Source organism: Kineococcus deserti, from assembly GCF_050871945.1.
Classification (GTDB): Bacteria; Actinomycetota; Actinomycetes; order Actinomycetales; family Kineococcaceae; genus Kineococcus.
Window position 1 is genome coordinate 44,757 of record NZ_JBJLSI010000022.1, and the last position, 22,365, is coordinate 67,121.

Consider the following 22,365-nt stretch of genomic DNA (forward strand, 5'->3'; position numbering starts at 1 on the left):
CGTCGTCCTGGCAGTGCTCGACCGCCAGCAGTTCATCGAAAGTGTTCGTCCTATGGGATTTGACGGTCCTGCCGATCGGCGAGTCGTTGTAGCCGTGGGCTCTTGAACTCCACCGGGCCCTTGTTCATCTCGAAGGTGCCGTCGGGGTGCAGCAGCGGTCGGCGTTCGCTGCCGCCTTTGGAATAGGTCTCGACGTGGGCGATGGCGACTTCGTCGGGTGAGGAGAGGTCGATGTGGGCGATGGCGACCCAGTAGGCGAAGGCGTTGCGGTGGTACAGGGGAGTGGTGACGACCGAGCCTGCGTGGTCGGTGACCTCGACGTGGGCGCCGAAGCTCTTGAAGGATCCGAAGCCGTTCTCCACCGCGGAGTAGGCGCAGATGAGCACGTGCCGCAACGCGTCCGGGCGGGCGATCTCGATGGTCTCCAGCCCGGGTTCGCGGGTGTCGCCGGTGACCAGGCTCAGGTAGGGCGGCTGATTGAGGTCGCCTTGCTTGCGGTAGTAGCAGACGCCTTCGTGATCGTTGGTGTCGATGTACAGGGCGTACAGGTCCAAGTCCTTGCGTCTGGTCCACTTCAAGCTGGCGGTGATGCGTGTCTGGGCGGCCTTGGTGAAGGAGACACGCTGCGCCTTGTGCAGGCTCACTGCCCCCAGAGCCGGCTTGGTCAGCTGAGCGGGTAGTGCGCCGGCGACGCTGAGAGAGGCGGCGGGGGAGGCGGCGGGGGAGGTGGCGCTCGCCACGGTCGGTGACGGCACGGTGGCGGCCACATCACCGCGGGTTCCGCCATATGTCCCGCGGATCGCCGCCTCGTCGGCTGGGTCGTCGTTCGGGTCGTCGACTCGGTCGTCGTTCGAGTCGTCGACGTCGACGCCGAAGTCACGGGCCAGGCCGGCCAGTCCTGAGTCGTAGCCCTGCCCGACGGCGCGCACCTTCCACGCCCCGGCGCGCTGGTAGACCTCGGCGAGCACGGCGACGGCCTGGGTGGTCAGCCGGGCGGGAGCGAAGTGCACGTCCTCACCAGCGCCGGTCCCTGTGGGCTCGCCGTTTCGGGGATGGCCGTGCTTGATGACCACGGCGAGATTGAGGCCATCGAAGGTGGCGCCGTCCTGTTCAGGGCTGGCGACCAGCACGACCCGATCCGCGCCGGGGCGCAGCCGGGCCAGGTCCAGGTGCAGGGTGCGGCCCTCCAGGCGCACACCAGGAGCGGTGGGCTGGTTGAAGAAGACCATGTCCGCATCGGAGACGACCTTGCCGTCGCTGCCGACGATGAGGGCGATGAGGTCTACTGGGCCGCTGACTCGCGCAGTCAGCTTTGGACCGGCCAGCGCAGTGTTGGCGCCTTCGATCAAGGTGGCACACTGACCGTCCTACCCCATGCCTTGCACATCCGTCCTGCCGCCGACGAAGGCGTCGGCGCGGCACCCCGGCCTCGGTCACCGCCTGAGTCCCGGCTTGACCCCGGCCTGAGCGGCGCTGGTGCGCGCGACTCACCCCGGACGGCGCCGCGGCATCAAGAGCGGCATCAAGAGGGGCGCAAAAGCCGCCGATGACCGAGGAGACGTCGTCCGGCGCGCAGGCCCCAGACCCGTGGGCGAGGAGCCCGGGCAGCGACAGTCAGCGAAGGAGACGATGGTGGACGACATCACGAGCGCCTTCGCGCAGGCCGGCAAGGGAGCCTGGGTGGTCGCCCGCGTTCTCCTGCGAACCTGCTGGCAGCTGCTGCGTCTACTGGTGAGCGTGGGAACGGCGGTCGGGGCACTCGTCTCCTGCGTAGCCACCGGCTGACCACACCCGCCTGCTGCGACTACACCGATCAGGCTCAAATCGCGGCAGCGCCTCCGAACATCCCTGTCCAGGCACCGAGACCGACACGGCGACGCCTGCTGGACCATGGCTGATCCAGTCTGCTCCTGACGCCGAGGAGGCCACCCGCGGCCGGCTGCAGTCCCCTGGCGACACCTCCGCCCGCTGCGCTAACACCGGCTCGGGCGGTGCAGCCGACGTCCTCGACGTCCCCGATGCCCGCGTCGCAGCACAGGTAAAGGCTCAGGCCCTGTCCATCAACACGCCCAGGATGCCGCAGCGGGCCGGCGCCGCGACCCGCACCCTGAGAACCACACCGCCTCCCCGTGCAGGGTGCAGCACCGACGCGCTCGACAAGACCCAACCGGTCTGCCCGGCACTGTCCCGTGTCGACCCACAGGGCGAACCAGCGCCGCTGAAGCAGGCCGCCCGTAACCTCTCCCACCCGCACACGCCTGCTAGCCCGAGACCTCCGCCAGCCCACCCGCCCCGGCGGAGCTGCCCGTGGCCGCGAAGCCGGCGTGCGGCATGATGCGTGCTCGCCGCGGCCAGCCAGACGGGGCATGAACCGTGCACGTCCTGCGTTGGCGTGAGCGCAATCGACAGGTCGCAAGACAGGCAACAGGGGGAGTAGGCAATGGCGACGGACTACGACGCGCCACGCAAGAACACCGACGAGGAGGACACCGACTCCATCGAGGAGCTGAAGACCCGCCGCGTGGACACCTCCAGCTCAGCCAACGTGGATGAAGACGAAGCCATCGCCGCGGAATCCTTCGAGCTACCCGGCGCGGACCTGTCAGGCGAGGAACTCACCGTCCGGGTCCTGCCCCGCCAGCAAGACGAGTTCACCTGCACCAGCTGCTTCCTGGTCAAGCACCGCAGCCAGCTGCACGACACTTCGCGTGGTCAGTTCGTGTGCAACGACTGCGCCGTCTAAGACACCAGGAATGGAAGGGTCCGCACGTCATGACGGCCGGGGACGTGTCCGGTGGCGTCCCTCCCGGCCCGAGCGGGGAACCAGGCTCTAGACGTTAGACGTCGAGCTCCCGCTGCCACGCTTGTCCGCCCCAGACGGTACAAGCGATTACGACGGTGCGCCGCGCCCGTGCCCAGACCAGAGCAAAAAGCGGGTCGGCGCCAGCGGAAGAGCCGACGCGCCGACTCGTGAAGCGGGCGCTCAACAACAGGCGGCCAAGCCGCTGGCCCAAGGCCCGCCACAGCACCCGCAACACCTTGTCCAGTGCGCTGGCCGCCACCGCGTGGGCGACTGACGCCCAACCCCACGGGTTCGGCGGCCCGCGACCCCACCACGACGGCGACCGCCTCGTCCTCGGCGAGCATCAGCCTGCAGCCAGTGAAAGCCGGCAGCCGCCGTGCCTGCCCCGCTGGGCCGAGACGGAATCCCGAGATCGGACGGGCCGCTCGCCAACCCCAGCCGCGCAGTGGAATCGCCGACAGGGCGCTGCCCGCGCGTCTCAAGCAGCCAACCACCGCGCCAATCGGCCCCAGGCACGGCGCTCGCGGCGGCCCGACCACGGCAGGCGGCGAAGCATCAGAAGCAGGCAAGCCCACAGCGCTACCACGGGCCACGGTTGCCCAATAGCGCAGCGCCATCACCGCGCTGCTGCCGAAGCCTGCGGCCGCGCGGCGTTGAGCTACCGCGCCTCGCGACCGCGACGAGCCGGCCACCTCAGCGCCGGCGCTCACGGAAGCGACCCGCGTCGACGGCACCGCCGACGCGGCTAGGTCCGAGGGACGGCACCGCCCCAGGGCCGGACGGAGCCTCACCTGCACGCAGGCGAGCAGCTGGATGGTGCCCTCTCGTCCTCTCCTTGTTCAGTGCTGGGCGTTGAAGGCGGGAACGACCTGCTCGATGAACAGCGCGAGGGACTTACGCTTCTCCTCGTGCGACATGCTGTTGTCGATCCAGAAGCTGAACTCATCCACGCCGAGCGACTCGTAGTACCGGATCCGCTCGATGACTTCCTCGGGTGTTCCGATCATCGCGGTCTTGTGCAGGGAGTCCAGCTCGAACTCGGGCCGCTCGGCAAACTTTGACTCCGGGCTGGGCTGCAGGAACCCCTCGGTCGGTGTGGTCTTGTTGCCGAACCAGGCGTCGAACGTCCGGTAGAACTTCGAGATCGCTTCCGCGGCTGGGCCCCAGCCGTCGGGTTCGTCGGCGGGGTGAACGTAGGTGTGCCGCAGGACCATGAGCTGGGGGCGCTTGACCTCCGGGTGGTTGGCCACGGCGGTGTCGAACTTGTCCCGCAGCGCGACCACCTCCTCGTCGCCCTTCATCAGCGGGGTCACCATGACGTTGCAGCCCGAACGCACCGCGAAGTCGTGCGAGTCGGGGTCGCGGGCCGCGATCCACACCGGCGGCCCGGGCTTCTGCACCGGCGCCGGGACGCTGGTCGAGGTCGGGAACTGCCAGATCTCCCCGTCGTGGGCGTAGTCGCCCTCCCACAGCCGCTGGACGGCGGGGACGAGTTCGCGCAGGTACTTGCCGCCGTCGGTGGCCGGCAACCCGCCGGCCATCCGGTCGAACTCGAACTGATAGGCACCGCGGGCCAGGCCGACCTCCATGCGCCCGCCGCTGATGACGTCCAGCAGGGCGCACTCCCCGGCGGCCCGGATCGGGTTCCAGAACGGGGCGATGATGGTGCCGGCGCCCAGGCGGATGCGTGAGGTCCGCGCGGCCAGGTAGGCCAGCTGGGGCATCGGGTTGGGGGAGATGGTGTACTCCATGGCGTGGTGCTCACCGATCCAGACGGTGGAAAAGCCACCGTCCTCGGCCATCAGCGCCAGCTCGGTCAGGTTCTCGAAAAGCTCGGAGTGGCTGATCTCCTCGTCCCAGCGCTCCATGTGCACGAACAGCGAGAACTTCACAGGGGACTCCTCAAGTCGTTGTCATCGTCGTCGTCGGCGATGGGCGGTGCGAGTCATGCAGGGGGTGCGGGGTGGCGCAGGCGATGGGGCGCGTCAGCTGCGCATGGTGAACGGGTCAGCCAGCGGCTCCTGGCTGGTGTTGATCCACACGCTCTTGAGCCGGGTGTACTCGCGGATGGTTTCCTGGCCGTGCTCGACGCCGACACCGCTGCTCTTGAAGCCCTGGCGCGGGGACATCGGGGACATCGCCCGGTAGGTGTTCACCCACACCGTGCCCGCCTCCAGGCGGCTGGCCATGCGGTGGGCGCGGGACAGGTCGGTGGTCCAGACCCCGGCGGCCAGCCCGTACTCGGTGTCGTTGGCCAGCGCGACGACCTCGTCTTCGGTGTCGAACGGCATGACCGCGGCCACCGGCCCGAAGATCTCCTCGCGCACGACGCGCATCGAGTTGTCGACGTCGACCAGGACGGTGGGCTCGTAGAAGTAGCCGCCCAGGCCGCCGCCGTCGCTCTGGCGACCACCGGTCAGCACCCGGGCGCCCTCCTTCTCGCCCAGCTCCACGTACCCGGCGACCTTCTCGCGCTGGTCGGCGAAGGCCAGCGGGCCCAGTTCGGTGAGTTCGTCCATGGGGTCGCCGATGCGGATGGTGCCGGCGCGCTCGGTGACCCGCTCCAGCAGCTCCTCGTAGACCGAGCGGTGGGCGAAGACGCGGCTGCCGGCGATGCAGGTCTGCCCGGCGGCGGCGAAGATGCCGGCCACCACTCCCATGGCGGCGTTGGCGACGTTGGCGTCGGCGAAGACGATGTTCGGCGACTTCCCGCCCAGCTCCAGGGTGGAGCCGATGAAGCGGGAGGCGGCCGCCGCGGCGATGCGTGCCCCGGTGGCGGTGCTGCCGGTGAAGGAGATCTTGGCCAGGCCGCGGTGGTCGACCAGCGCCTGGCCGGCCTCGGAACCGAATCCGGTGACGACGTTGACGGCCCCGGCGGGGAACCCGGCCTCCAGAGCCAGTTCGGACAGCCGCAGGATCGTGGCGGAGGTGTGCTCGGACGGCTTGACCACCACCGTGTTCCCCGCGCACAGCGCCGGGGCCAGCTTGCTCGTGGTCAGGGTGAGCGGGGAGTTCCACGGGGTGATGGCACCCACGACACCCAGCGGCTCACGTTGGGTGTAGTTCAGGACCCGCCGGTCCGAGGTGGGGATGACCTCGCCCTGGATCTTGTCCGCGAGCCCGGCGTAGTAGTGGAAGTACTCCGGCAGCGTCGCCAGCTGCCCGCGCATCTCGCGCAGCAGCTTGCCGTTGTCGCGTGTCTCCATCCGGGCCAGTTCCTCGGCGTGCTCACTGATGAGGTCACCCAGGTTGCGCAGCAGCCGGCCGCGCCGGGTCTGGCTCAGGTCGCGCCAGCGCGGATCGGCGAACGCCTCTTGCGCGGCGCGGACGGCACGGTCCACGTCCGGGCTAGTGCCGCGGGCGGCGCGGTAGTTCAGTTCCAGCGTGGCGGGGTTGTCGCTGTCGAAGTACTCACCGCCGGCGGGGGGAACCGACTGCCCGCCGATGTGGTGCTCCAGTTGCGGCACACCGCTGATTACGTCGTTCATGCGTTCACTCCTTCGAGGAAGGCCCACAGGCGGGTGGCCAGTTCGGCCGGCCGCTGCGCCGGCCACATGTGCCGGGCACCGGGGACGACCTGCGCGTGGCAGCCCGGGATCGCGGCCGCCAGCCGGTCCGTCATCTGCGGGGTGGATCCGGGGTCGAGGTCTCCGGTGACCGCCAGCGCGGGGACAGCGATGCGTCCCAGCTCCGGCGCGAGCTCCTCATCGGCGGTAGCGAAGACGCGGTAGCACCGCAGGTAGGAGGCGGTGTCGTTGGCCAGCAAGGTCTTCTCCGTGCGATGAATCAGGTCGGGATCGGCGTCGGGTTCGGGGAACCAGCGCTGCAACGAGGCCGCGACGCTGCTCGGGAAGTCGCGTTCGGCGGTGGCCAACCGCTGCAGGACCGCGGCTCGCTCGGCCAGGGTGCGCCGGCAGACGGAGCTGACCGAGGTCAGCGAGGCGACCAGGTCCGGGCGGTACCGGGCCAGGTGCTGGGCCACCAGTGCTCCCAGGGAGAAGCCGACCAGGTGTGAGCCGGGCGGCACCGACGCGGCCACCTGCTCGGCCATCCCGGCCAGGCTCACGCCGTCGGCGACCGGGGGGTTGGCGCCGTGCCCGGGCAGGTCCGGGGTCAGCACGTCGACGGCCCCGCGTTCACCGAGCAGGGGGACCAGCGGCTGCCACATCGTGTGGTCTAGGCCCACCCCGTGCAGCAGGACGATCGGCGCGGCAGGCGTGCTCACCGGGTCACTGCTCGCTGGACAGGGGCGCCAGCCGCTGCTGCGGCCGGCCCCGGGTGGCGGCGGCCAGGGCGATGACGAGTTCGTCGGGGTGCGGAGCGTCGGGCACCTGCACCTCGATCGTCTGGTGGTGCGAGCGGATCGTGTAGTCGGTGACGTGCTTGAGGGGAATGTCGAAGGTGACCCCGGCCGGGCCGCGCTTTTCCACCGCCGGCAGCAGCGTCGTGGCCATGGCGGCCTTGCGGAAGTGGTCGCCGAACTTCAGCGTGTGGATGAGCGCGGAGGCGTGTTCCACCTCTCCGTTCAGGCCCACGATGCCGGCCTTGCCGTAGGCCTCGGCCGGAGCCCCGAGCGCCTCGAGCACCAGGGGGGCCAGCAGGGCGCCGAGGTTGGAGGCGTGCGCCTCGATGCCGGGGCCGAGGTTCTCGACGAAGCCCTGTCCGGCCCAGGGGTTCTGGATCACCGCGGCCACCACGGCGACGCGGGCGGCGGGGCTGACCGGGCGCCCGCCCTCGGTGCGAGTCTCCTCGACGACGGTGACGATCTTGCGGACGGTCATGCCTGGTCCTCCGAAACGGTGGCGTTCACATCGGTGGTGCTCAAGACCGTGGGGTCCAGAACGGTGGAGTCCACAACCGCGGAGTCCAACACGGCGGCGGTGATCTCAGGGTCGGTGGACCGGTCCCCGATGCGGGCGTGCGGTCGCGGCCCGGTGGAGGCGGCCGCCACCACGACGATCTCGTCGGCGCGCGGCGCGTCCGGAACCCGCGTCGTCATCGTCTGGTAGTGGCTGCGGGTCGAGGCCTGGGTCTTGTGCCACAGCGGCACCACCAGCATCTGGCCGGCATCGGCCCGGGTGTCGGCAAAGCAGATGATCGACTCTCCGCCCAGGAAGGAGCGGACCAGGTTGCCGAAGTACGGCGTGTGAATGAGGGCGGCCCCGTGCTCCAGCTCCCCGCCGGTTCCCACGATGGCCGCCTTGCCGAAGGCCTCGATCTCCTCCACGCCGCCCAGGGCGTCGATCAGCGCATCCGTCAGTAGTTTCGCCAGCGGCGGGGCGAGCACGGCCACGGCCTGCGACAGGTCGGTGCGGGCAGGGGTTCCCCGCCAGGGGTTGGTGATGACGGCGGCGGCGGAGGCGCGCACGGCCGGGCGCGTCGGTGCGGCACCGGCTTCGGTCAGCACCGCTTCGCGATGGACGACGACCTTGCGCACCGCCAGGCCGAGGGGGATGGCGGGCTGGGCCGGCGCCGAGACGTCGCGGTCCCGGGTGCGGTCCTCGATCGGCGGGAGGACCTCTGCGAGCTCTTGCATGCCACAGACGCTAAGTGCTCGTCGTAGATGGGGTCAAGGACGGCGACGGCAGTTTCTCGACGAGTTTCCCGTCTCGACGGTTCGCGGCGGAAGAAACCGTTCTGACCTGCGACGACGCGTTGCGCACGGCCTGGTGAGTCAGGATGCCCGACCGGTTCGCAGCGATGGCTCGCTCGCATCCAGTGCGCAGCACTGCGACCTCTGGCATGCCAGAGGCGGTGACTTGGCGGCAGATCATGCGGTCGCTCGCGGTGCGAGGGTGCGGAACCCCGAGGAGTGCCACACCAGCGGTTCGGTGTCGGGAGCGTTGCCCAGGGCGTGCACCTGCAGCAGCACCACGTCGTGGTCGCCGGCGGGTACCTCGGAGAAGATCGAGCACTCCAGCCAGACGGGAGCGCCGTGGATGAAGTGGGCACCGGTCGCCGTGGTGGTCGTCTGGATGCCGGCGAAGCGGTCGGCGGCTTTGGAAGCCAGCTGGCGAGCGGCCAGATCGTGAGCCTCGCCCAGGACCGAGACGCCCAGGCGCCGGCCCTGGCGGGCGGCTTGCTGTAGCCGGGGCCAGCTGCTCGAGGTGTGCTGCACGGCAAACAGGACCAGCGGCGGGTCCAGGGAGATGCCAACCTGGAAGGAGGAGGCGACCAGCACCACCGGTTCGGGCCCCTTAGGCCCCTCGGTCGTGGCGGAGATGGCGGCCACTCCGGAGGGGAAGAGCGCGAAAGTCGTGCGCAGGGCGGTGGGGTCGTCGGCAAAGGACTGCAGAGTCAAAGCGTTGGTCACGGGAAACTCCTGGTGGGGTGGTGGGCGGGATGGGACCCGGCCCGGCGTCGACGTCCGCTTCGACGTCACGCCGCACCCGGGCTCAGTCGGTGGACAGGGTTTCTCGTTCGCTGGAGCGCACGTGGTCGCGCATAGCGAACTCGGCGCCGAACCCGTCCTTGTCCCTGATCCGGGCCAGCACCCGTTCGTGCTCGCCCAGGGAGGCGCCCAGGCGCCCGGGGCGGTTCAGGGACCGGGCGACCAGCCGGTGGTAGGCCAGCTGGTTCATCAGGGTCCGGTAGTGGTTTTTCAGCTGGGTGTTGTCGGCCCCGTCGATGATCGTGGCATGGAACTGGTGGACCAGGTCGGCGTAGCCGTCGTGGTCGTCGGCGGCCACGGCCGCCTGGGACTTCTCGACGTTCTCCTCCAGCGCGTCCAGGGCCGCGACGCGTCCCCGCGCCGCCAGCAGCCGGGCGCCCATGCCTTCCAGGACCTCTTTGAGCTCAAAGAGCTCGATCACTTCGCGGCGGGTGGGGGAGCGGACGAAGGTGCCCACACGGGGGCGGACCTCGACCAGGCCCTCGATCTGCAGCTGCTTGAGCGCCTCGCGCACCGGAGTGCGGCTGACCCCGTGGGTCTCGGCCAGCCCAATCTCGGACAGCGGGGAGCCCGGCTGGTGGCGCCCGGCGATGATGGCCGAGCGCAGGGCGTCCAGGACGCGCGCCTGAGCGCCGTTGCTCGTCGCCACCGTCTTCGGCTGTGCCATGCAAGAGACCGTAGGAGCGGGCAGGGCTGGAGTCAACCGCAGCGACCGTGTGTTGCCCCCGCGGGGGCGGTTCAGTCGTGCTGGGCCGTTGGTGTTCCAGGGATGTGTCCAGCAGGTCACGCGAATGTTTCCCCTCGTCGTTGCCTGTCGATCGCCCCGTGGCTACCCTTGACGCGCTCCTCCTTGCATGCCAGCGTCGGCGTGCACCGCCCACGAGCGCTCACCGCCGAGTGTGGGTCGACGCAGCACTGTCCCCCCGCATGGCCCTGCACGTCCGCCCCTCCTGCACGGTCTCCTCCCGCCCCGGTGAAAGGAGCTGTCGGTGTCCACCACTCCGACCAGCAAGCCACCGTCTCGCCCTGCTCGTGACACCGCCCGTGACAGCGCTGGTGATACCGCCCGCGGCGCCGACGGCCTGGCGCCCCAGGACGGCCCGGGTCCGCACCGCCGGCCCGGACCGGTGTTCGCGATCTCCGTCGCCCTCACGATTGTCGTCGTCGCCTGGGGAGCCGCAGCCGGCGACTCGCTGGCCACCGCCTCCTCCGGGGCGCTGAACTGGATCACCAGCAGCTTCGGCTGGGCCTACCTGCTCGGCTCACTGGCGATCCTGGTCGTCCTGGTCTTCCTGGCCATCAGCCCCTACGGCAGCCTGCGCCTGGGCAAGGACGAGGACCGCCCGCAGTTCAAGACCCGCAGCTGGATCGCGATGATCCTGTCGGCCGTCATGGGCATCGGCCTGATCTCCTACGGAGTCGCCGAGCCCGTCTCACACCTGGCCGCCCCGCCGCACGGCCTGGCCGATCCGATGACCCGCGACGCCGCCGTGACCGCCATGCAGTTCTCCTTCTTCGACTGGGGCCTGCACGCCTGGGGGATCTTCGCCGTCATGGGCCTGGCGATGGCTTGGTCGACCTACCGCAAGGGCCGGCCCAGCCTGGTCAGCGCGCTGCTGCGCCCGATCCTGGGCAACCGGGTCGACGGCTGGGTCGGCGGCGGCATCGACGTCTTCGCCGTCTTCGCCACGCTGTTCGGAACCACCACCTCCCTCGGGCTCGGCGCGCTGCAGATCAACGCGGGCCTGGGGTCGCTGTTCGGCGTGCCGGTCTCGACCGCGGTGCAGGTAGTGATCATCGCGGTCATCACCTTGCTGTTCACGCTGTCGGCGGTCAGCGGTGTGGCCAAGGGGATCCGCTACCTCAGCGAGACGAGCATGGGCCTGGCCAGCCTGCTGCTGGTCTTCATCATCGCGGTGGGGCCCTCGATCTACCTGGCGAACCTGCTGGTGCAATCGCTGGGCCGCTACGCCACCCAGTTCTTCGCGATGAGCCTGACCACCCCGGCCGACGGGGACCTGGCGTTCATGCAGTGGTGGACCTACTTCATGCTCGCCTGGTGGCTGTCGTGGGCGGCCTTCGTCGGGGTCTTCCTGGCGCGCATCTCCCGCGGTCGCACCATCCGGCAGTTCATCCTCGGGGTGCTCGTGGTGCCCAGCGTCGTGTTCTTCGTCTGGTTCACCGCCTTCGGCGGCACCGCCATGCACCTGGACCTGACCGAAGGCACGGGCATCGCGCAAGCCGCGGCCAACGACGCGAGCTCGGCGTTCTTCGCCACCCTGAATCAGTTCCCGGCCGCCGCGGTGACCTCCACCATCGCGATCGTCCTGGTGGTGCTGTTCTTCGTCTCCGGGGCGGATGCCAACACCTACGTGCTGGCGATGCTCACCTGCCGGGGCAGTGAGCGGCCGGCGACCTGGTGCCTGGTGCTGTGGGGTGTGCTCACCGGAGCGGCCGCCATCGCCCTGCTGCTGGCCGGCGGCCTGCAGGCGTTGCAGAACATGGCCATCGTGTCATCGGCACCCTTCCTGATCATCGTTCTGGCGGTCACCGCGGCCTTCTTGAAGGACCTGCACCACGAGCCGCTGCCCTTCGTGGAGCGCCGGTGACCACGGGGGAGGTGATCACGGGGGAGTTGCCGTCCGTGCAGCTGAGTGGGCCGGTGTTCCAGGGGCGGGCACGCTGGACCGACCTGGCGGCCCTGGTCGGGGGTCCGGGCCCGTTGGCGGCGGTGCTCACGACCTTTGAGCCGGGGGCGGGTACCGCCTGGCACACTCACGAGTTCGCTCAGGTCTTGGTGGTCACGGCCGGAACCGGGCGGCTGGAACGGCCGGACGGGTCGGTCCGGCTGCTGGGGGTGGGCGAGGCCGCGGTCGTGGCGGCTGGGGTCGTGCACCGGCACGCCGCCGATGGCGAGGTGGCGATGACCCACGTTTCGCTCAGTGTCCCCGGGGACCTGCAGTTGTCTGAGTGATCGGCCCCGCTGCTCACCGGATCCTTTCGCAGCGTTTCTTCGACGGCCCCGCACCTTCTCCGGTGCGGGGCCGTCGTTTGTGTGTATGGCGTGTGCGGGTCGTCGTGTGCGGAGCGGATCGGTGTTGATACGCGCCGGTCACGCCGGCGAAACACCGGCGAAACATCCGCCGTGTCTACTGTCAGTAGATTCCGGATGCCACCGTGAGACGCCCTTGGAGGCTCGCGTGACCGCTCCTGCCGAAGCACCCGCACCCGCCCTTGCTCCCACCCGCACTCCCTCACTCCAGGTGGGCGGCGCCCAGTCGCTGGCCGACATGGCCAAGGCCGACGGGGTCCGCTACCTGCTGGCGACCTTCACCACCCTGACCGGCAAGCCCTGCTCCAAGCTCGTGCCCGTCGCCGCGGCTGACGAGCTGGAGGCCGAAGGCTGCGGCTTCGCCGGCTACGCCGCTGGAGGCCTCGGCCAGGTCCCGGCCGACCCCGACGTCGTGGCGATCCCGGACAAGTCCTCCTACGCCCCGTTGCCGTTCGTGCGCCCGGGGCTGGCGATGGTGCACTGCGATCCGCATGTGAACGGCGTGCCGTACGCGTTCGCCCCGCGGGTGTTGCTGCGCCGGCAGATCGCCGCCGCCGCCGACTTGGGAATGACCCTCTCGGTCGGGGCGGAGGTGGAGTACTTCCTGGTCAAGCGCGGGCTGGACGGCCGGCTCGTCACGGCCGACGCTGCCGACGATGCCGACCAGCCCTGCTACGACACTCGCGGTGTCACCCGGATGTACGACCACCTCGCGGCCGTCTCCGACGCCATGCAGGAACTGGGCTGGGGGCCTTACGCCAGCGACCACGAGGACGGCAACGGTCAGTTCGAGCAGAACTTCCACTACGCCGATGCCCTGACCACCGCCGACCGGGTGACGACCTTGCGCTACGTCATCCAGATGCTGGCCGAGCAGCGCGGGATGATCGCCACCTACATGCCCAAGCCGTTCACCGACCGCACCGGCAGCGGGATGCACCTGCACCTGTCGCTGTGGGGCAGCGCCGAAGTCGGTGCTGGCCCGCGGTTCCCGGTGAGCCGTGGTGGCGCAGAGGACCCGTACGGACTCGGCCTGTCCCGCACGGGATACGGGTTCATCGCCGGGCTGCTGGAGCACGCCCCGGCGATGCAGGCGGTCATCGCGCCGACGGTGAACTCCTACAAGCGCACCGGCGCCACCTCGACCGCCTCAGGCGCCACGTGGGCTCCCCGGGCGGCGACCTACGGCGGCAACGACCGCACCCACCTCGTGCGGGTCCCGGACGCCAACCGGGTGGAACTGCGCGCCGGGGACGGCGCGGCCAGTTCACACCTGGCTGCGGCCGTGGCGCTGGGGGCCGGCCTGGACGGCATCCGCCGCGACCTGGATCCGGGAACTCCGGGAGAGCGCCGGGCCGACGCGCCGCTGCTGCCGCGCACCCTGCTGGACGCCGTGCACGCCTTGGAGTCCGACGCCGTCGTCACCGGTGTCCTGGACGCGGTCGACCCCACGGCCGGGGTCTCGGCGTACTACGCCGAGCTCAAGCGCGAGGAGTTCTACTCCTGGCACTCCCGGGTCAGCGACTGGGAAGTCGACCGCTACCTCACCTCGGTTTGAGGCGACAGGTCACCCGGCACCTGCTGGACACCTATGCGAAACGATGACTACTCTGATGAAACACGCGAACGAAGGAGGACGCTGATGTGCGGGATCGCCGGTCTGCACCTGCGCAACGCCGCCCTGCAGCCGCAGCTGGGCTCCCTGCTGCAGACGATGCTGTGCCAGGCCGCCGAGCGCGGGACCGACGCCGCCGGCGTCGGGATCTACGGGGACGCCTCGCTGAACCCCGCCGGCCGTGCCACGGTCTGCGTCATCGAGTCCCCGCTGGCCGCCGCCGAGGCCACCGCCGCGGTGCAGGCCGCGCTGGGCCAGCCGGTCGACGGCCGCGGCTCGGGCCAGACGACGGTCTTCACCGCCGCCGCCGCCCCCGAGGCCCTGGAAGCCGCCGTCCGGGCCGCGCTGCCCGGCGCGGTCCTGACCAGCCGGGGGACCAACCTCTCGGTTCTCAAGGGCACCGGACACCCCGACGACCTGGCCACGACGTTCCGGCTCGCCGAGGCCAGCGGGTACCAGGGCGTGGCCCACACCCGGATGGCGACGGAGTCGGCCGTGACCTCCACCGGCAGCCACCCCTACTCCGTCGGCCCGGACCAGTGCATGGTCCACAACGGCTCCTTCGCCAACCACGCCACCATCCGCCGCGAACTCGAGGCCGAGGGCATCGCCTTCGACTCCCAGAACGACACCGAGGTGGGCGCGCGCTTCGTGGCCAAGCAGCTGGCCGAGGGCGCCGACGTGGAGAAGGCGCTGCGCCTGCTGTGCGAGCGGTTCGACGGGTTCTACACCCTGCTGGTGGCCACCGAGAACTCCTTCGCCGTCGTCCGTGACGCCATCGCCTGCAAGCCCGCCGTCATCGCCGAGACCGACGAGTGGGTCGCGATGGCCAGTGAGTACCGCTACCTCACCGGGCTGCCCGGTGTGGAGAACGCCCGCATCTTCGAACCTGAGCCGGAAGTGGTGTACGCATGGGAACGCTGACGTCTGATGTCGTCGAGGAGCTGGCCGACGTCACCACCGAGGTCGACTTGTCCCAGACGCCCGTCCGGGAGCTGAACTCCGCGCTGCACGCCGAACCGGAGGGTTCCACCGCCACGTACCGGGTGAGCAACCCCGAGGGCAAGCACTCCCTGGCGGTCGGGCTGAACCGCCCCGTGACCGTGACGATCGAAGGTCACGTCGGCTACTACGCCGCGGGCATGAACCAGCTGGCCACCATCGAGATCCACGGCAACGCCGGGGTGGGGGTCGCCGAGAACATGATGTCCGGCGCCGTCCACGTGCACGGTGACGCGTCCCAGGCCGCGGGTGCCACCGCGCACGGCGGGTTGCTCGTCGTCGACGGCAACGCCGCCGCCCGCTGCGGGATCTCCATGAAGGGTGTGGACATCGTCGTCGGCGGCAACGTCGGGCACATGAGCGGCTTCATGGCGCAGGCCGGCCGGCTGGTCGTCTGCGGCGACGCCGGCGACGCCCTGGGCGACTCGATCTACGAGGCCCGCATCTACGTCAAGGGCACCGTGAAGTCCCTGGGCGCCGACTGCGTCGCCAAGCAGATGCGCCCCGAGCACCTCGAGGAGCTCGCCCTCCTGCTCAAGGCGGCCAGCCGCGACGACGACCCTGCCGCGTTCACCCGTTACGGCTCGGCCCGCACGCTGTACAACTTCCACGTCGACAACGCCTCGGCGTACTGAGAGGGGTCCTGGAGATGACTGACGACCTCGCCAACGACATGGCCGCGCAGGGGCTGCGCGAGTCCGCGACGTTCGACCGCCGCACGATCGCGGCCATCCAGCACGCCGCCCGCACCGGCATCTACGACATCCGCGGCGGCGGCGCCAAACGCAAGCTGCCCCACTTCGACGACCTGGTGTTCCTGGGCGCCAGCATGTCCCGCTACCCCCTGGAGGGGTACCGCGAACGCTGCGACACCGATGTCGTGCTGGGCTCGCGCAACGCCAGGTTCCCCTTGCACCTGTCGACTCCGGTCACCATCGCCGGCATGAGCTTCGGCGCCCTGTCCGGCCGGGCCAAGGAGGCCCTGGGTCGCGGCGCCAGTGAGGTCGGCACCTCGACGACCACCGGTGACGGCGGCATGACCGATGAGGAGCGCGGCCACTCCAAGCACCTCGTCTACCAGTACCTGCCCTCGCGCTACGGCATGAACCCCGACCACCTGCGCGCCGCGGACGCCATCGAGATCGTGCTGGGCCAGGGCGCCAAACCCGGCGGCGGCGGGATGCTGCTAGGCCAGAAGATCACCGAACGCGTCGCGGGCATGCGCACCCTGCCCGTGGGCGTCGACCAGCGCTCGGCCTGCCGGCACCCGGACTGGACCGGACCCGACGACCTCGCCATCAAGATCGGTGAGATCCGGGAGATCACCGACTGGGAGAAGCCGATCTACGTCAAGGTCGGCGCCTCGCGGCCCTACTACGACGTCAAGCTCGCCGTGAAGGCCGGCGCGGACGTGGTGGTGGTCGACGGCATGCAGGGCGGCACGGCCGCCACTCAGGACGTGTTCATCGAGCACGTGGGCATCCCGACGCTGGCCGCGATCCCGGAGGCCGTGCGCGCCCTGCAGGAGATGGGCGTGCACCGCGAAGTGCAGCTCATCGTCTCCGGAGGCATCCGCAACGGCGCCGACCTGGCCAAGTGCATGGCCATGGGAGCCGACGCCGTCGCGATCGGTACCGCCGCGCTCATCGCCCTGGGCGACAACGACCCCGCGCTGGACGCGAAGTACCGCCAGATCGGCTCGGCCGCAGGGTTCTACGACGACTGGCAGGCCGGTCAGGACCCGGCCGGGATCACGACGCAGGATCCGGAGCTGCAGAAGAACTTCGACCCCGAGGTCGGTGGCCGTCGGCTGGCGAACTTCCTGCGGGTCATGACCATGGAGGCGCAGATCATCGCCCGCGCCTGCGGCAAGGCGCACCTGCAGCACCTGGAGCCCGAAGACCTCGTGGCGCTGAGCATCGAGGCCGCGGCCATGGCCAAGCTGCCGCTGGCGGGTACCAACTGGATCCCCGGCCAGGGCTTCTGAGGCGGGTGCGCACGGTCCGCTACGACGACGTTCCCGACCGGCCCTGGCGCAACGGGGGTGGAACCACCCGAGAGGTGCACCGCGACGAGCGGTGGCGGTTGAGCGTCGCCACCATCTGCGCCGCGGGGCCCTTTTCGCCGTTCCCCGGGGTCGACCGCACGTTCGTGGTCGCCCGGGGGACGCTGACCCTCACGGTCGCCGGGACCGGGCACCGCCTCGGTCCCGGCGACCTGCTCCGGTTCGCGGGGGAGGACGCTGTCAGTGCCGTCCCGGACGGGCCGGTCACGGCCGTCAACGTGATGACCACCCGTCCCCATGAAGCGCACGTCTGGGTCGGGATTCCCAGCACAGCTGAGGCATTCGTCGACTTGACGACTCTCCAGACACACGTCGCCGTCACCCCGCGCGACCTGCACCTCCACGAGGTCGCCCGCGGGGTCGTGGTGGAAGGAATCACATGAGCTCCACGCAATTCCTCGTCGTCGGGGCCGGGCTGGCCGGGGCCTCGACCGCCTGGCGGCTGGCCGAGCGCGGGTACTCCGTCACCCTGATCGAACGCGACGTCCCGGCCTCCGAACACGGCAGCTCGCACGGCTCCGCCCGCATCTTCCGCTTCCCCTACCCCCAGCGGGCCTACGTCGACCTCGTTCAGCAGTCGGTGCCCGGCTGGGCCGAGCTGTCCGCCTTGCACGGCTCGGACCTCATCACCCGCTGCGGGGCGCTGGACTTCGGGGCCACCCGGGACCCGCACCGCCTGGCCGGCGTGCTGGCCGCGGCGGGCGTTGACCACGAACTCGTGCCGCAGGCCGAGGCGGTGCAGCGGTGGCCGCACATCGCCTTCGACACTGATGTCCTCTTCCACGCGGCTGGCGGGGTGCTCGACGCCGAGTCCATCGTGCGGACCATGGTCGCGGCCGCGCAGGCGATGGGTGCCGAGCTCCTCACGGGATGGCCGCTGCAGCGACTGGAACGCACGAGTTCGGGTTTCACCGCTCACGCCACCGACGGGCGCACCGTGGCGGCCGAGCGGGTCGTCGTCAGCGCCGGCGGCTGGCTGCCTGACCTGCTGGGGAACCTCGCCCTGCCCAGCGGGTTCCTCGACGCCTTCCCCGCACTTGAGGTGAGGGAGGAGAACGCCTTCCACTTTCCCTACCGCGACGCGGACGCGAGTTCCGCAGGGAAGTGGCCGACCCTCATTCACAAGCGCGCCGACATCAGCGTCTACGCCCTCCCGGGCGGGCGGGATGCGCAGTTCCGCGGGCAGAAGGTCGCCGAGTACAACGCCGGTCGGCGACTCCCCTCGGCCGCGGCGCAGCAGGGCGCAATCGAGCCGGCCAACCGGGCGCGCGTTGTGGAGTACGTCCGCCGGTTCCTGCCGGGCCTGGAACCCGAGCCGTACGCCGAGACGACTTGCCTGTTCACCAACACTCCCACCGAGGACTTCGTGATCGACGAGGCCGACGGCGTGACCGTGGTGTCGCCGTGCTCGGGCCACGGGGCGAAGTTCGCGCCGCTGCTGGGCGAGATCGCCGCCGACGTGGCACTGGGCATCGGGTCGGTCCCGGAGCGGTTCCGGGTGGGGGCGGCGCGTGTCTGAGTTGCCGACGCCGACCGAGGCCACCACCACGACCGCTGGGCTGCTGTCGGCCATCGCCGACACCGGCCGCGACCGCGTCCGCGGCGGGTACTCCCGGCCGGTCTTCTCCACCGCCGAACGCGAGCTCGTCGACTGGTACGTCGCCGAGCTCGACCGCCGGGGGCTGCAAGCGCAGACCGACCGCAACGGGATCGTCTGGGCCTGGTGGAACCCCGCCGGGGCGCCGCCGGAAGGAGCGATCGTCACCGGCAGCCACCTGGACTCCGTGCCCGGCGGCGGCGCGTTCGACGGGCCGCTGGGCGTGGCCTCGGCGCTGCGCGCGGTGGACCTGCTGCGTGAACGCGAGGTGGCGCCGGCCCGGCCCCTCGGGCTGGCGGTCTTCCCCGAGGAGGAGGGGTCCCGCTTTGGGGTGGCCTGCTTGGGGTCCCGGCTGCTGACCGGCGCAATCTCCGCCGAGCGGGCCCTGGGGCTGACCGACCCCGACGGGAACACGTTCGCCGACGTCGCCCGCGCCGCCGGGCTGGACCCGGCCGGGTTCGGCCGCGACGAGCAGACGCTGGCCCGCATCGGCACCTTCGTCGAACTGCACGTCGAGCAGGGTCGCGGGCTGATCGACCTCGGCGCCCCGGTCGCGGTGGCGTCCTCGATCATCGGTCACGGCCGCTGGAAGTTCTCCGTGCACGGTCAGGGCAACCACGCCGGCACCACGCTGCTGGCCGACCGGCGCGATCCGCTGCTGGCGGCGTCCCGGCTCGTCGTGGCCGTCCGCGAGGTCGCCGCCGCGCACCCGGGAACGCGCGCGACCGTCGGCCGGCTGCAGCCGGTGCCCGGCGGGACGAATGTCATCGCCTCCCGCGTGGACCTGTGGCTGGACGTGCGCCACCCCGAGGACGCCGTGACCCGCGCGGTCGTCGCCGAGATCTCCCGCCGGGCGCAGGAGCTGGCCGCGGGGGAGGGCTGCACGGTGGAGGTGCGCGAGGAGTCCTTCGGCGGCACCGTCGACTTCGATCCCGCGTTGGCACGCCGCCTCACCACCACACTCGGCGGGGTCCCGACGCTTCCCACCGGTGCCGGTCACGACGCCGGCGTCCTGGCCGAACACGTCCCCACCGCGATGCTGTTCACCCGCAACCCGACCGGCGTCTCGCACTCGCCGGAGGAGTTCTGCACCGACGACGACGCCGAACGCGGGTCGACCGCCCTGGCCGACGTGCTGGCCGATCTCCTGACCTGATGACCGGAGCACCGGACCTCAGGCGTGCGGGGAACCCTCGCCGTAGGCGGTGATGGCCAGGAACTTCGCGGGCAGTTCGACGAGTTCCTCCGGTCCGTGCGGACCCTCACCGTCGAACTGCAAGGCGTCACCAGGGCGCATCGTGTACCGCGCCTCGCCGTGCCCGTACACCATCTCCCCCTCAAGCATGTACAGGATCTCGGTCCCAGGGTGCTGGAACAACGGAAAAACCTCCGAAGCCTCAGTCAGGGTGACCAGGACGGCCTCCATCCGCTTGTGCGGACCCCGCAGCCCACCCAGCAGCTCGTACAGGTGCCCCTGCTTGGAGCCCCGACGGATGATCTGCGCGCCGTGACCGGCCGGCACGAACACCGCCTCACGCTGATCGTCCACGCCGCGGAACAAGGCGGTGACAGGCACCTCCAGCCCGGCCGCCAACCGCGCCAGCGTCGTGAGGCTGCACGAGGTCTGCGCGTTCTCGATCTTCGACAGCATGGCCTTGGAGATGCCCACCCGGTCGGCCATCTCGGCCACCGACACCCCGGCCGCCTGCCGGTAGGCGCGCACCTGCGCAGCGATGCTGCGCTCAAGGTCACCCTCGACCGGGCCGGCGTGCTCGCGCGGGACCTGCCGGGCCGCCGAGCCGGCAGCGATGGGGTCCTCGGCGCTGCTCATGGGCCCCATCATGCCGCCTGGTGCACCAAGCGCCGGTCGATGATCGCCGTTCGGCGAGCCCCCCGCCAGGCGCGCGCCTTCGGCCACGACGGGCACTTCGAGAAGCGAAACGTGCGCGTAACCGCGCAGGCGTGCGACAGAAACATCCACCCAGTCTACTGACAGGCAACACCGTCTCTGCAGAGAAGGCATGCGTTGCAGCTCCCGTGCTGTACCGCAACGTTGCATCCCGCCTCATGCACCCGCAGCCCGACACCCTCACACGCCCGTTGACCGTCGTAGACGACCCAGACGACCCAGACGACAAGGAGTAGGTATCCGTGGACACCGGTAGCACCGCCTGGATCCTGGCCAGCTCGATGGCCGTCAGCCTCATGGTCCCGGGCCTGGCCCTCTTCTACGGGGGCATGACGGCGGCCAAGAGCACGCTGAACATGATGATGATGGTCTTCGGCGCCGTCGCCCTCACCGGAGTGCTGTGGATCCTCTACGGCTACTCCGCCGTCTTCGGCAGCTCCTACGGCGGCCTCGGGTTGCTCGGCGACATCACCGAGTACCTCGGCCTAGGCCAGCTGCTCGCCGAGCAACCCGACGCCACCTTGCCGCCGGCCCTCGTGGCCGCCTTCCAGGCGTTGTTCGCCGCCATCACCGTCGCCCTCATCGCCGGCGCGGTGGCCGACCGCATGAAGTTCGGCGCCTGGATGGTGTTCGCCGGGCTGTGGGTGAGCCTGGTGTACCTGCCCGTGGCCCACTGGGTCTTCGCCTTCGACGCCGCCGACGGCTCCGTCGTCGGCGGCTGGATCGCCAACCGCCTGGCCGCGATCGACTTCGCCGGCGGCACCGCCGTCCACATCAACGCCGGCATCGCCGCCCTGGCCCTCGTCCTGGTCCTGGGCCGGCGCACGTCCTGGCCCCGCCCGGCCCGCCCGCACAACCTGCCCTCCACCGTTCTGGGAGCGGGAATCCTCTGGTTCGGATGGTTCGGTTTCAACGGCGGCTCGGCGCTGGCCGCCGGCAACGCCGCCTCGGTGGTGTTCCTGAACACCTTCGGCGCTACCTGCGCGGCGCTGCTGGCGTGGCTGGTGGTGGAGAGGGTTCGTGACGGGCACGCCACCACGCTGGGTGCGGCCTCGGGCGCCATCGCCGGGCTGGTGGCCATCACCCCTTCCTGCGGTGCGGTCTCACCTCTAGGGGCCATGGCCGTCGGCCTGGTGGCCGGCGCGGTCTGCCCGCTGGCCGTCGGGCTCAAGCACCGCTTCGGCTACGACGACGCGCTCGATGTCGTCGGCGTGCACCTGGTCGGCGGCGTCGTCGGCACCCTGCTCATCGGGCTGCTTGCCACCTCCAAAGCCCCCAACGGCCGCGACGGTCTCCTCTACGGCGGCGGTTGGGGCCTGCTGGGCGTGCAGGCCGCCGCGGCCGGAGCGGTGCTGGCGTACTCCTTCGTCGTCACCCTGCTCATCGCCCTTGCCTTGAAGGTTGTGATGGGGCTACGGGTGAGCGAACCCACTGAAGTGCTAGGCATCGACGTCGCCGTGCACGCCGAAAGCGCATACGACCTGGCGTCGGGCGGGCCCGTCGGTGGTGGAGCACTGCCGCACCCCAACATTACGGCCAAGCTCACCCGCAACATGTCCGTCGTCGACAGCGCACCTACCGCCGACTGAGCGGCAGCACGAGGTCGGGCAGGCCCTGCCCGGGGCGGAAGGCCTGTAGGTCGCCACCACCAGCAGGGGACGTCACCGTGCCCGCCCAGCGGGTGCGGGTGGAAGCGTGTTATCGCTACGGCTACGTCGGTGACGTGCTGGGCTGGACCTGGTCGTTGCGTTTCTGCAACTACGGGACGGATGCTGTCAAACGATCGGTGAACCACCGATCGTTTGACGGTCTGCTGTCGTGCAGCGCTGCTGTCAACGGTGACGCCGCTCAGTCGAGTGCCTCGTCCGTGGGTGCGGGCGGACTCTCCCCGGCACTAGTGCTGGCGAGAGTTCGCCTCTTGGCGTGTGAGA

At 70.5% G+C, this 22,365-nt stretch carries 21 protein-coding genes; 12 read left to right on the forward strand and 9 right to left on the reverse strand.

Features of this window, described 5'->3' with window-relative positions:
* Positions 1–50: 50 nt before the first annotated feature.
* Positions 51–1,349 (reverse strand): TerD family protein, encoded by a 1,299-nt coding sequence (locus ACRYR2_RS16385; RefSeq protein ID WP_432563956.1) that lies wholly within the window; start codon positions 1,347–1,349, stop codon positions 51–53.
* A gap of 283 nt (positions 1,350–1,632) precedes the next feature.
* Between ACRYR2_RS16385 and ACRYR2_RS16390 the strand changes: the two genes are divergently transcribed.
* Together ACRYR2_RS16390 and ACRYR2_RS16395 are read left to right on the forward strand one after the other, a co-directional pair.
* The gene (locus tag ACRYR2_RS16390) at positions 1,633–1,785 is read left to right on the forward strand and encodes a hypothetical protein (protein ID WP_432563957.1); all 153 of its coding nucleotides are present in this window, start codon (positions 1,633–1,635) and stop codon (positions 1,783–1,785) included.
* A 655-nt stretch (positions 1,786–2,440) separates the two neighbouring features.
* Positions 2,441–2,743 (forward strand): DUF4193 domain-containing protein, encoded by a 303-nt coding sequence (locus ACRYR2_RS16395; protein ID WP_432563958.1) that lies wholly within the window; start codon positions 2,441–2,443, stop codon positions 2,741–2,743.
* Positions 2,744–3,642: 899 nt separating this feature from the next.
* On the opposite strand, the gene ACRYR2_RS16400 is transcribed toward ACRYR2_RS16395, so the two are convergent.
* The 7 genes from ACRYR2_RS16400 to ACRYR2_RS16430 form a co-directional block, all read right to left on the reverse strand.
* Positions 3,643–4,695: an LLM class flavin-dependent oxidoreductase gene (locus ACRYR2_RS16400; protein ID WP_432563959.1), complete on the reverse strand. Its 1,053-nt coding sequence runs from the start codon at positions 4,693–4,695 to the stop codon at positions 3,643–3,645.
* Positions 4,696–4,788: 93 nt separating this feature from the next.
* The gene (locus ACRYR2_RS16405) at positions 4,789–6,291 is read right to left on the reverse strand and encodes an aldehyde dehydrogenase (RefSeq protein ID WP_432563960.1); all 1,503 of its coding nucleotides are present in this window, start codon (positions 6,289–6,291) and stop codon (positions 4,789–4,791) included.
* Entirely contained in the window at positions 6,288–7,028 is a 741-nt protein-coding gene (locus ACRYR2_RS16410) for an alpha/beta fold hydrolase (protein ID WP_432563961.1), read from the reverse strand. The genes ACRYR2_RS16405 and ACRYR2_RS16410 overlap by 4 nt, the downstream gene beginning before the upstream one ends.
* 4 nt (positions 7,029–7,032) lie before the next feature.
* Positions 7,033–7,584 (reverse strand): amino acid synthesis family protein, encoded by a 552-nt coding sequence (locus tag ACRYR2_RS16415; RefSeq protein WP_432563962.1) that lies wholly within the window; start codon positions 7,582–7,584, stop codon positions 7,033–7,035.
* Positions 7,581–8,339 (reverse strand): amino acid synthesis family protein, encoded by a 759-nt coding sequence (locus ACRYR2_RS16420; RefSeq protein WP_432563963.1) that lies wholly within the window; start codon positions 8,337–8,339, stop codon positions 7,581–7,583. Before ACRYR2_RS16420 ends, ACRYR2_RS16415 begins: the two co-directional genes overlap by 4 nt.
* A gap of 234 nt (positions 8,340–8,573) precedes the next feature.
* On the reverse strand, positions 8,574–9,116 hold the full coding sequence (locus ACRYR2_RS16425) for a flavin reductase family protein (protein ID WP_432563964.1): 543 nt from the start codon (positions 9,114–9,116) through the stop codon (positions 8,574–8,576).
* A gap of 82 nt (positions 9,117–9,198) precedes the next feature.
* The gene (locus tag ACRYR2_RS16430; RefSeq protein ID WP_432563965.1) at positions 9,199–9,861 is read right to left on the reverse strand and encodes a GntR family transcriptional regulator; all 663 of its coding nucleotides are present in this window, start codon (positions 9,859–9,861) and stop codon (positions 9,199–9,201) included.
* Positions 9,862–10,183: 322 nt separating this feature from the next.
* Between ACRYR2_RS16430 and ACRYR2_RS16435 the strand changes: the two genes are divergently transcribed.
* From ACRYR2_RS16435 to ACRYR2_RS16475, 9 genes are all read left to right on the forward strand, one after another.
* Complete coding sequence (locus tag ACRYR2_RS16435; protein WP_432563966.1) at positions 10,184–11,803, forward strand: BCCT family transporter; 1,620 nt, start codon at positions 10,184–10,186, stop codon at positions 11,801–11,803.
* Complete coding sequence (locus ACRYR2_RS16440; RefSeq protein WP_432563967.1) at positions 11,800–12,168, forward strand: cupin domain-containing protein; 369 nt, start codon at positions 11,800–11,802, stop codon at positions 12,166–12,168. Before ACRYR2_RS16435 ends, ACRYR2_RS16440 begins: the two co-directional genes overlap by 4 nt.
* Before the next feature lie 316 nt (positions 12,169–12,484).
* Complete coding sequence (gene glnT, locus ACRYR2_RS16445; RefSeq protein WP_432564002.1) at positions 12,485–13,804, forward strand: type III glutamate--ammonia ligase; 1,320 nt, start codon at positions 12,485–12,487, stop codon at positions 13,802–13,804.
* A gap of 84 nt (positions 13,805–13,888) precedes the next feature.
* The gene (locus ACRYR2_RS16450) at positions 13,889–14,785 is read left to right on the forward strand and encodes a class II glutamine amidotransferase domain-containing protein (protein WP_432563968.1); all 897 of its coding nucleotides are present in this window, start codon (positions 13,889–13,891) and stop codon (positions 14,783–14,785) included.
* Positions 14,773–15,498, forward strand: a complete 726-nt coding sequence (locus ACRYR2_RS16455) for a GltB/FmdC/FwdC-like GXGXG domain-containing protein (RefSeq protein WP_432563969.1) — start codon at positions 14,773–14,775, stop codon at positions 15,496–15,498. Before ACRYR2_RS16450 ends, ACRYR2_RS16455 begins: the two co-directional genes overlap by 13 nt.
* Positions 15,499–15,512: 14 nt before the next feature.
* Positions 15,513–16,850, forward strand: coding sequence for an FMN-binding glutamate synthase family protein (locus ACRYR2_RS16460; RefSeq protein WP_432563970.1), 1,338 nt, complete (start codon positions 15,513–15,515; stop codon positions 16,848–16,850).
* Between the two features lie 5 nt (positions 16,851–16,855).
* Entirely contained in the window at positions 16,856–17,311 is a 456-nt protein-coding gene (locus tag ACRYR2_RS16465; protein WP_432563971.1) for a HutD/Ves family protein, read from the forward strand.
* Positions 17,308–18,447 (forward strand): FAD-dependent oxidoreductase, encoded by a 1,140-nt coding sequence (locus ACRYR2_RS16470; protein WP_432563972.1) that lies wholly within the window; start codon positions 17,308–17,310, stop codon positions 18,445–18,447. Before ACRYR2_RS16465 ends, ACRYR2_RS16470 begins: the two co-directional genes overlap by 4 nt.
* A complete protein-coding gene (locus tag ACRYR2_RS16475) occupies positions 18,440–19,681 on the forward strand; it encodes an allantoate amidohydrolase (protein ID WP_432563973.1) in 1,242 nt (413 codons plus the stop codon). The genes ACRYR2_RS16470 and ACRYR2_RS16475 overlap by 8 nt, the downstream gene beginning before the upstream one ends.
* Before the next feature lie 18 nt (positions 19,682–19,699).
* Here the strand turns inward: ACRYR2_RS16475 and ACRYR2_RS16480 are convergent, their stop codons facing one another.
* Positions 19,700–20,356, reverse strand: a complete 657-nt coding sequence (locus tag ACRYR2_RS16480) for a helix-turn-helix domain-containing protein (RefSeq protein ID WP_432563974.1) — start codon at positions 20,354–20,356, stop codon at positions 19,700–19,702.
* A gap of 320 nt (positions 20,357–20,676) precedes the next feature.
* Here ACRYR2_RS16480 and ACRYR2_RS16485 point away from each other — a divergent pair, with 320 nt between their 5' ends.
* A complete protein-coding gene (locus tag ACRYR2_RS16485) occupies positions 20,677–22,023 on the forward strand; it encodes an ammonium transporter (protein WP_432563975.1) in 1,347 nt (448 codons plus the stop codon).
* Positions 22,024–22,365: the final 342 nt, after the last annotated feature.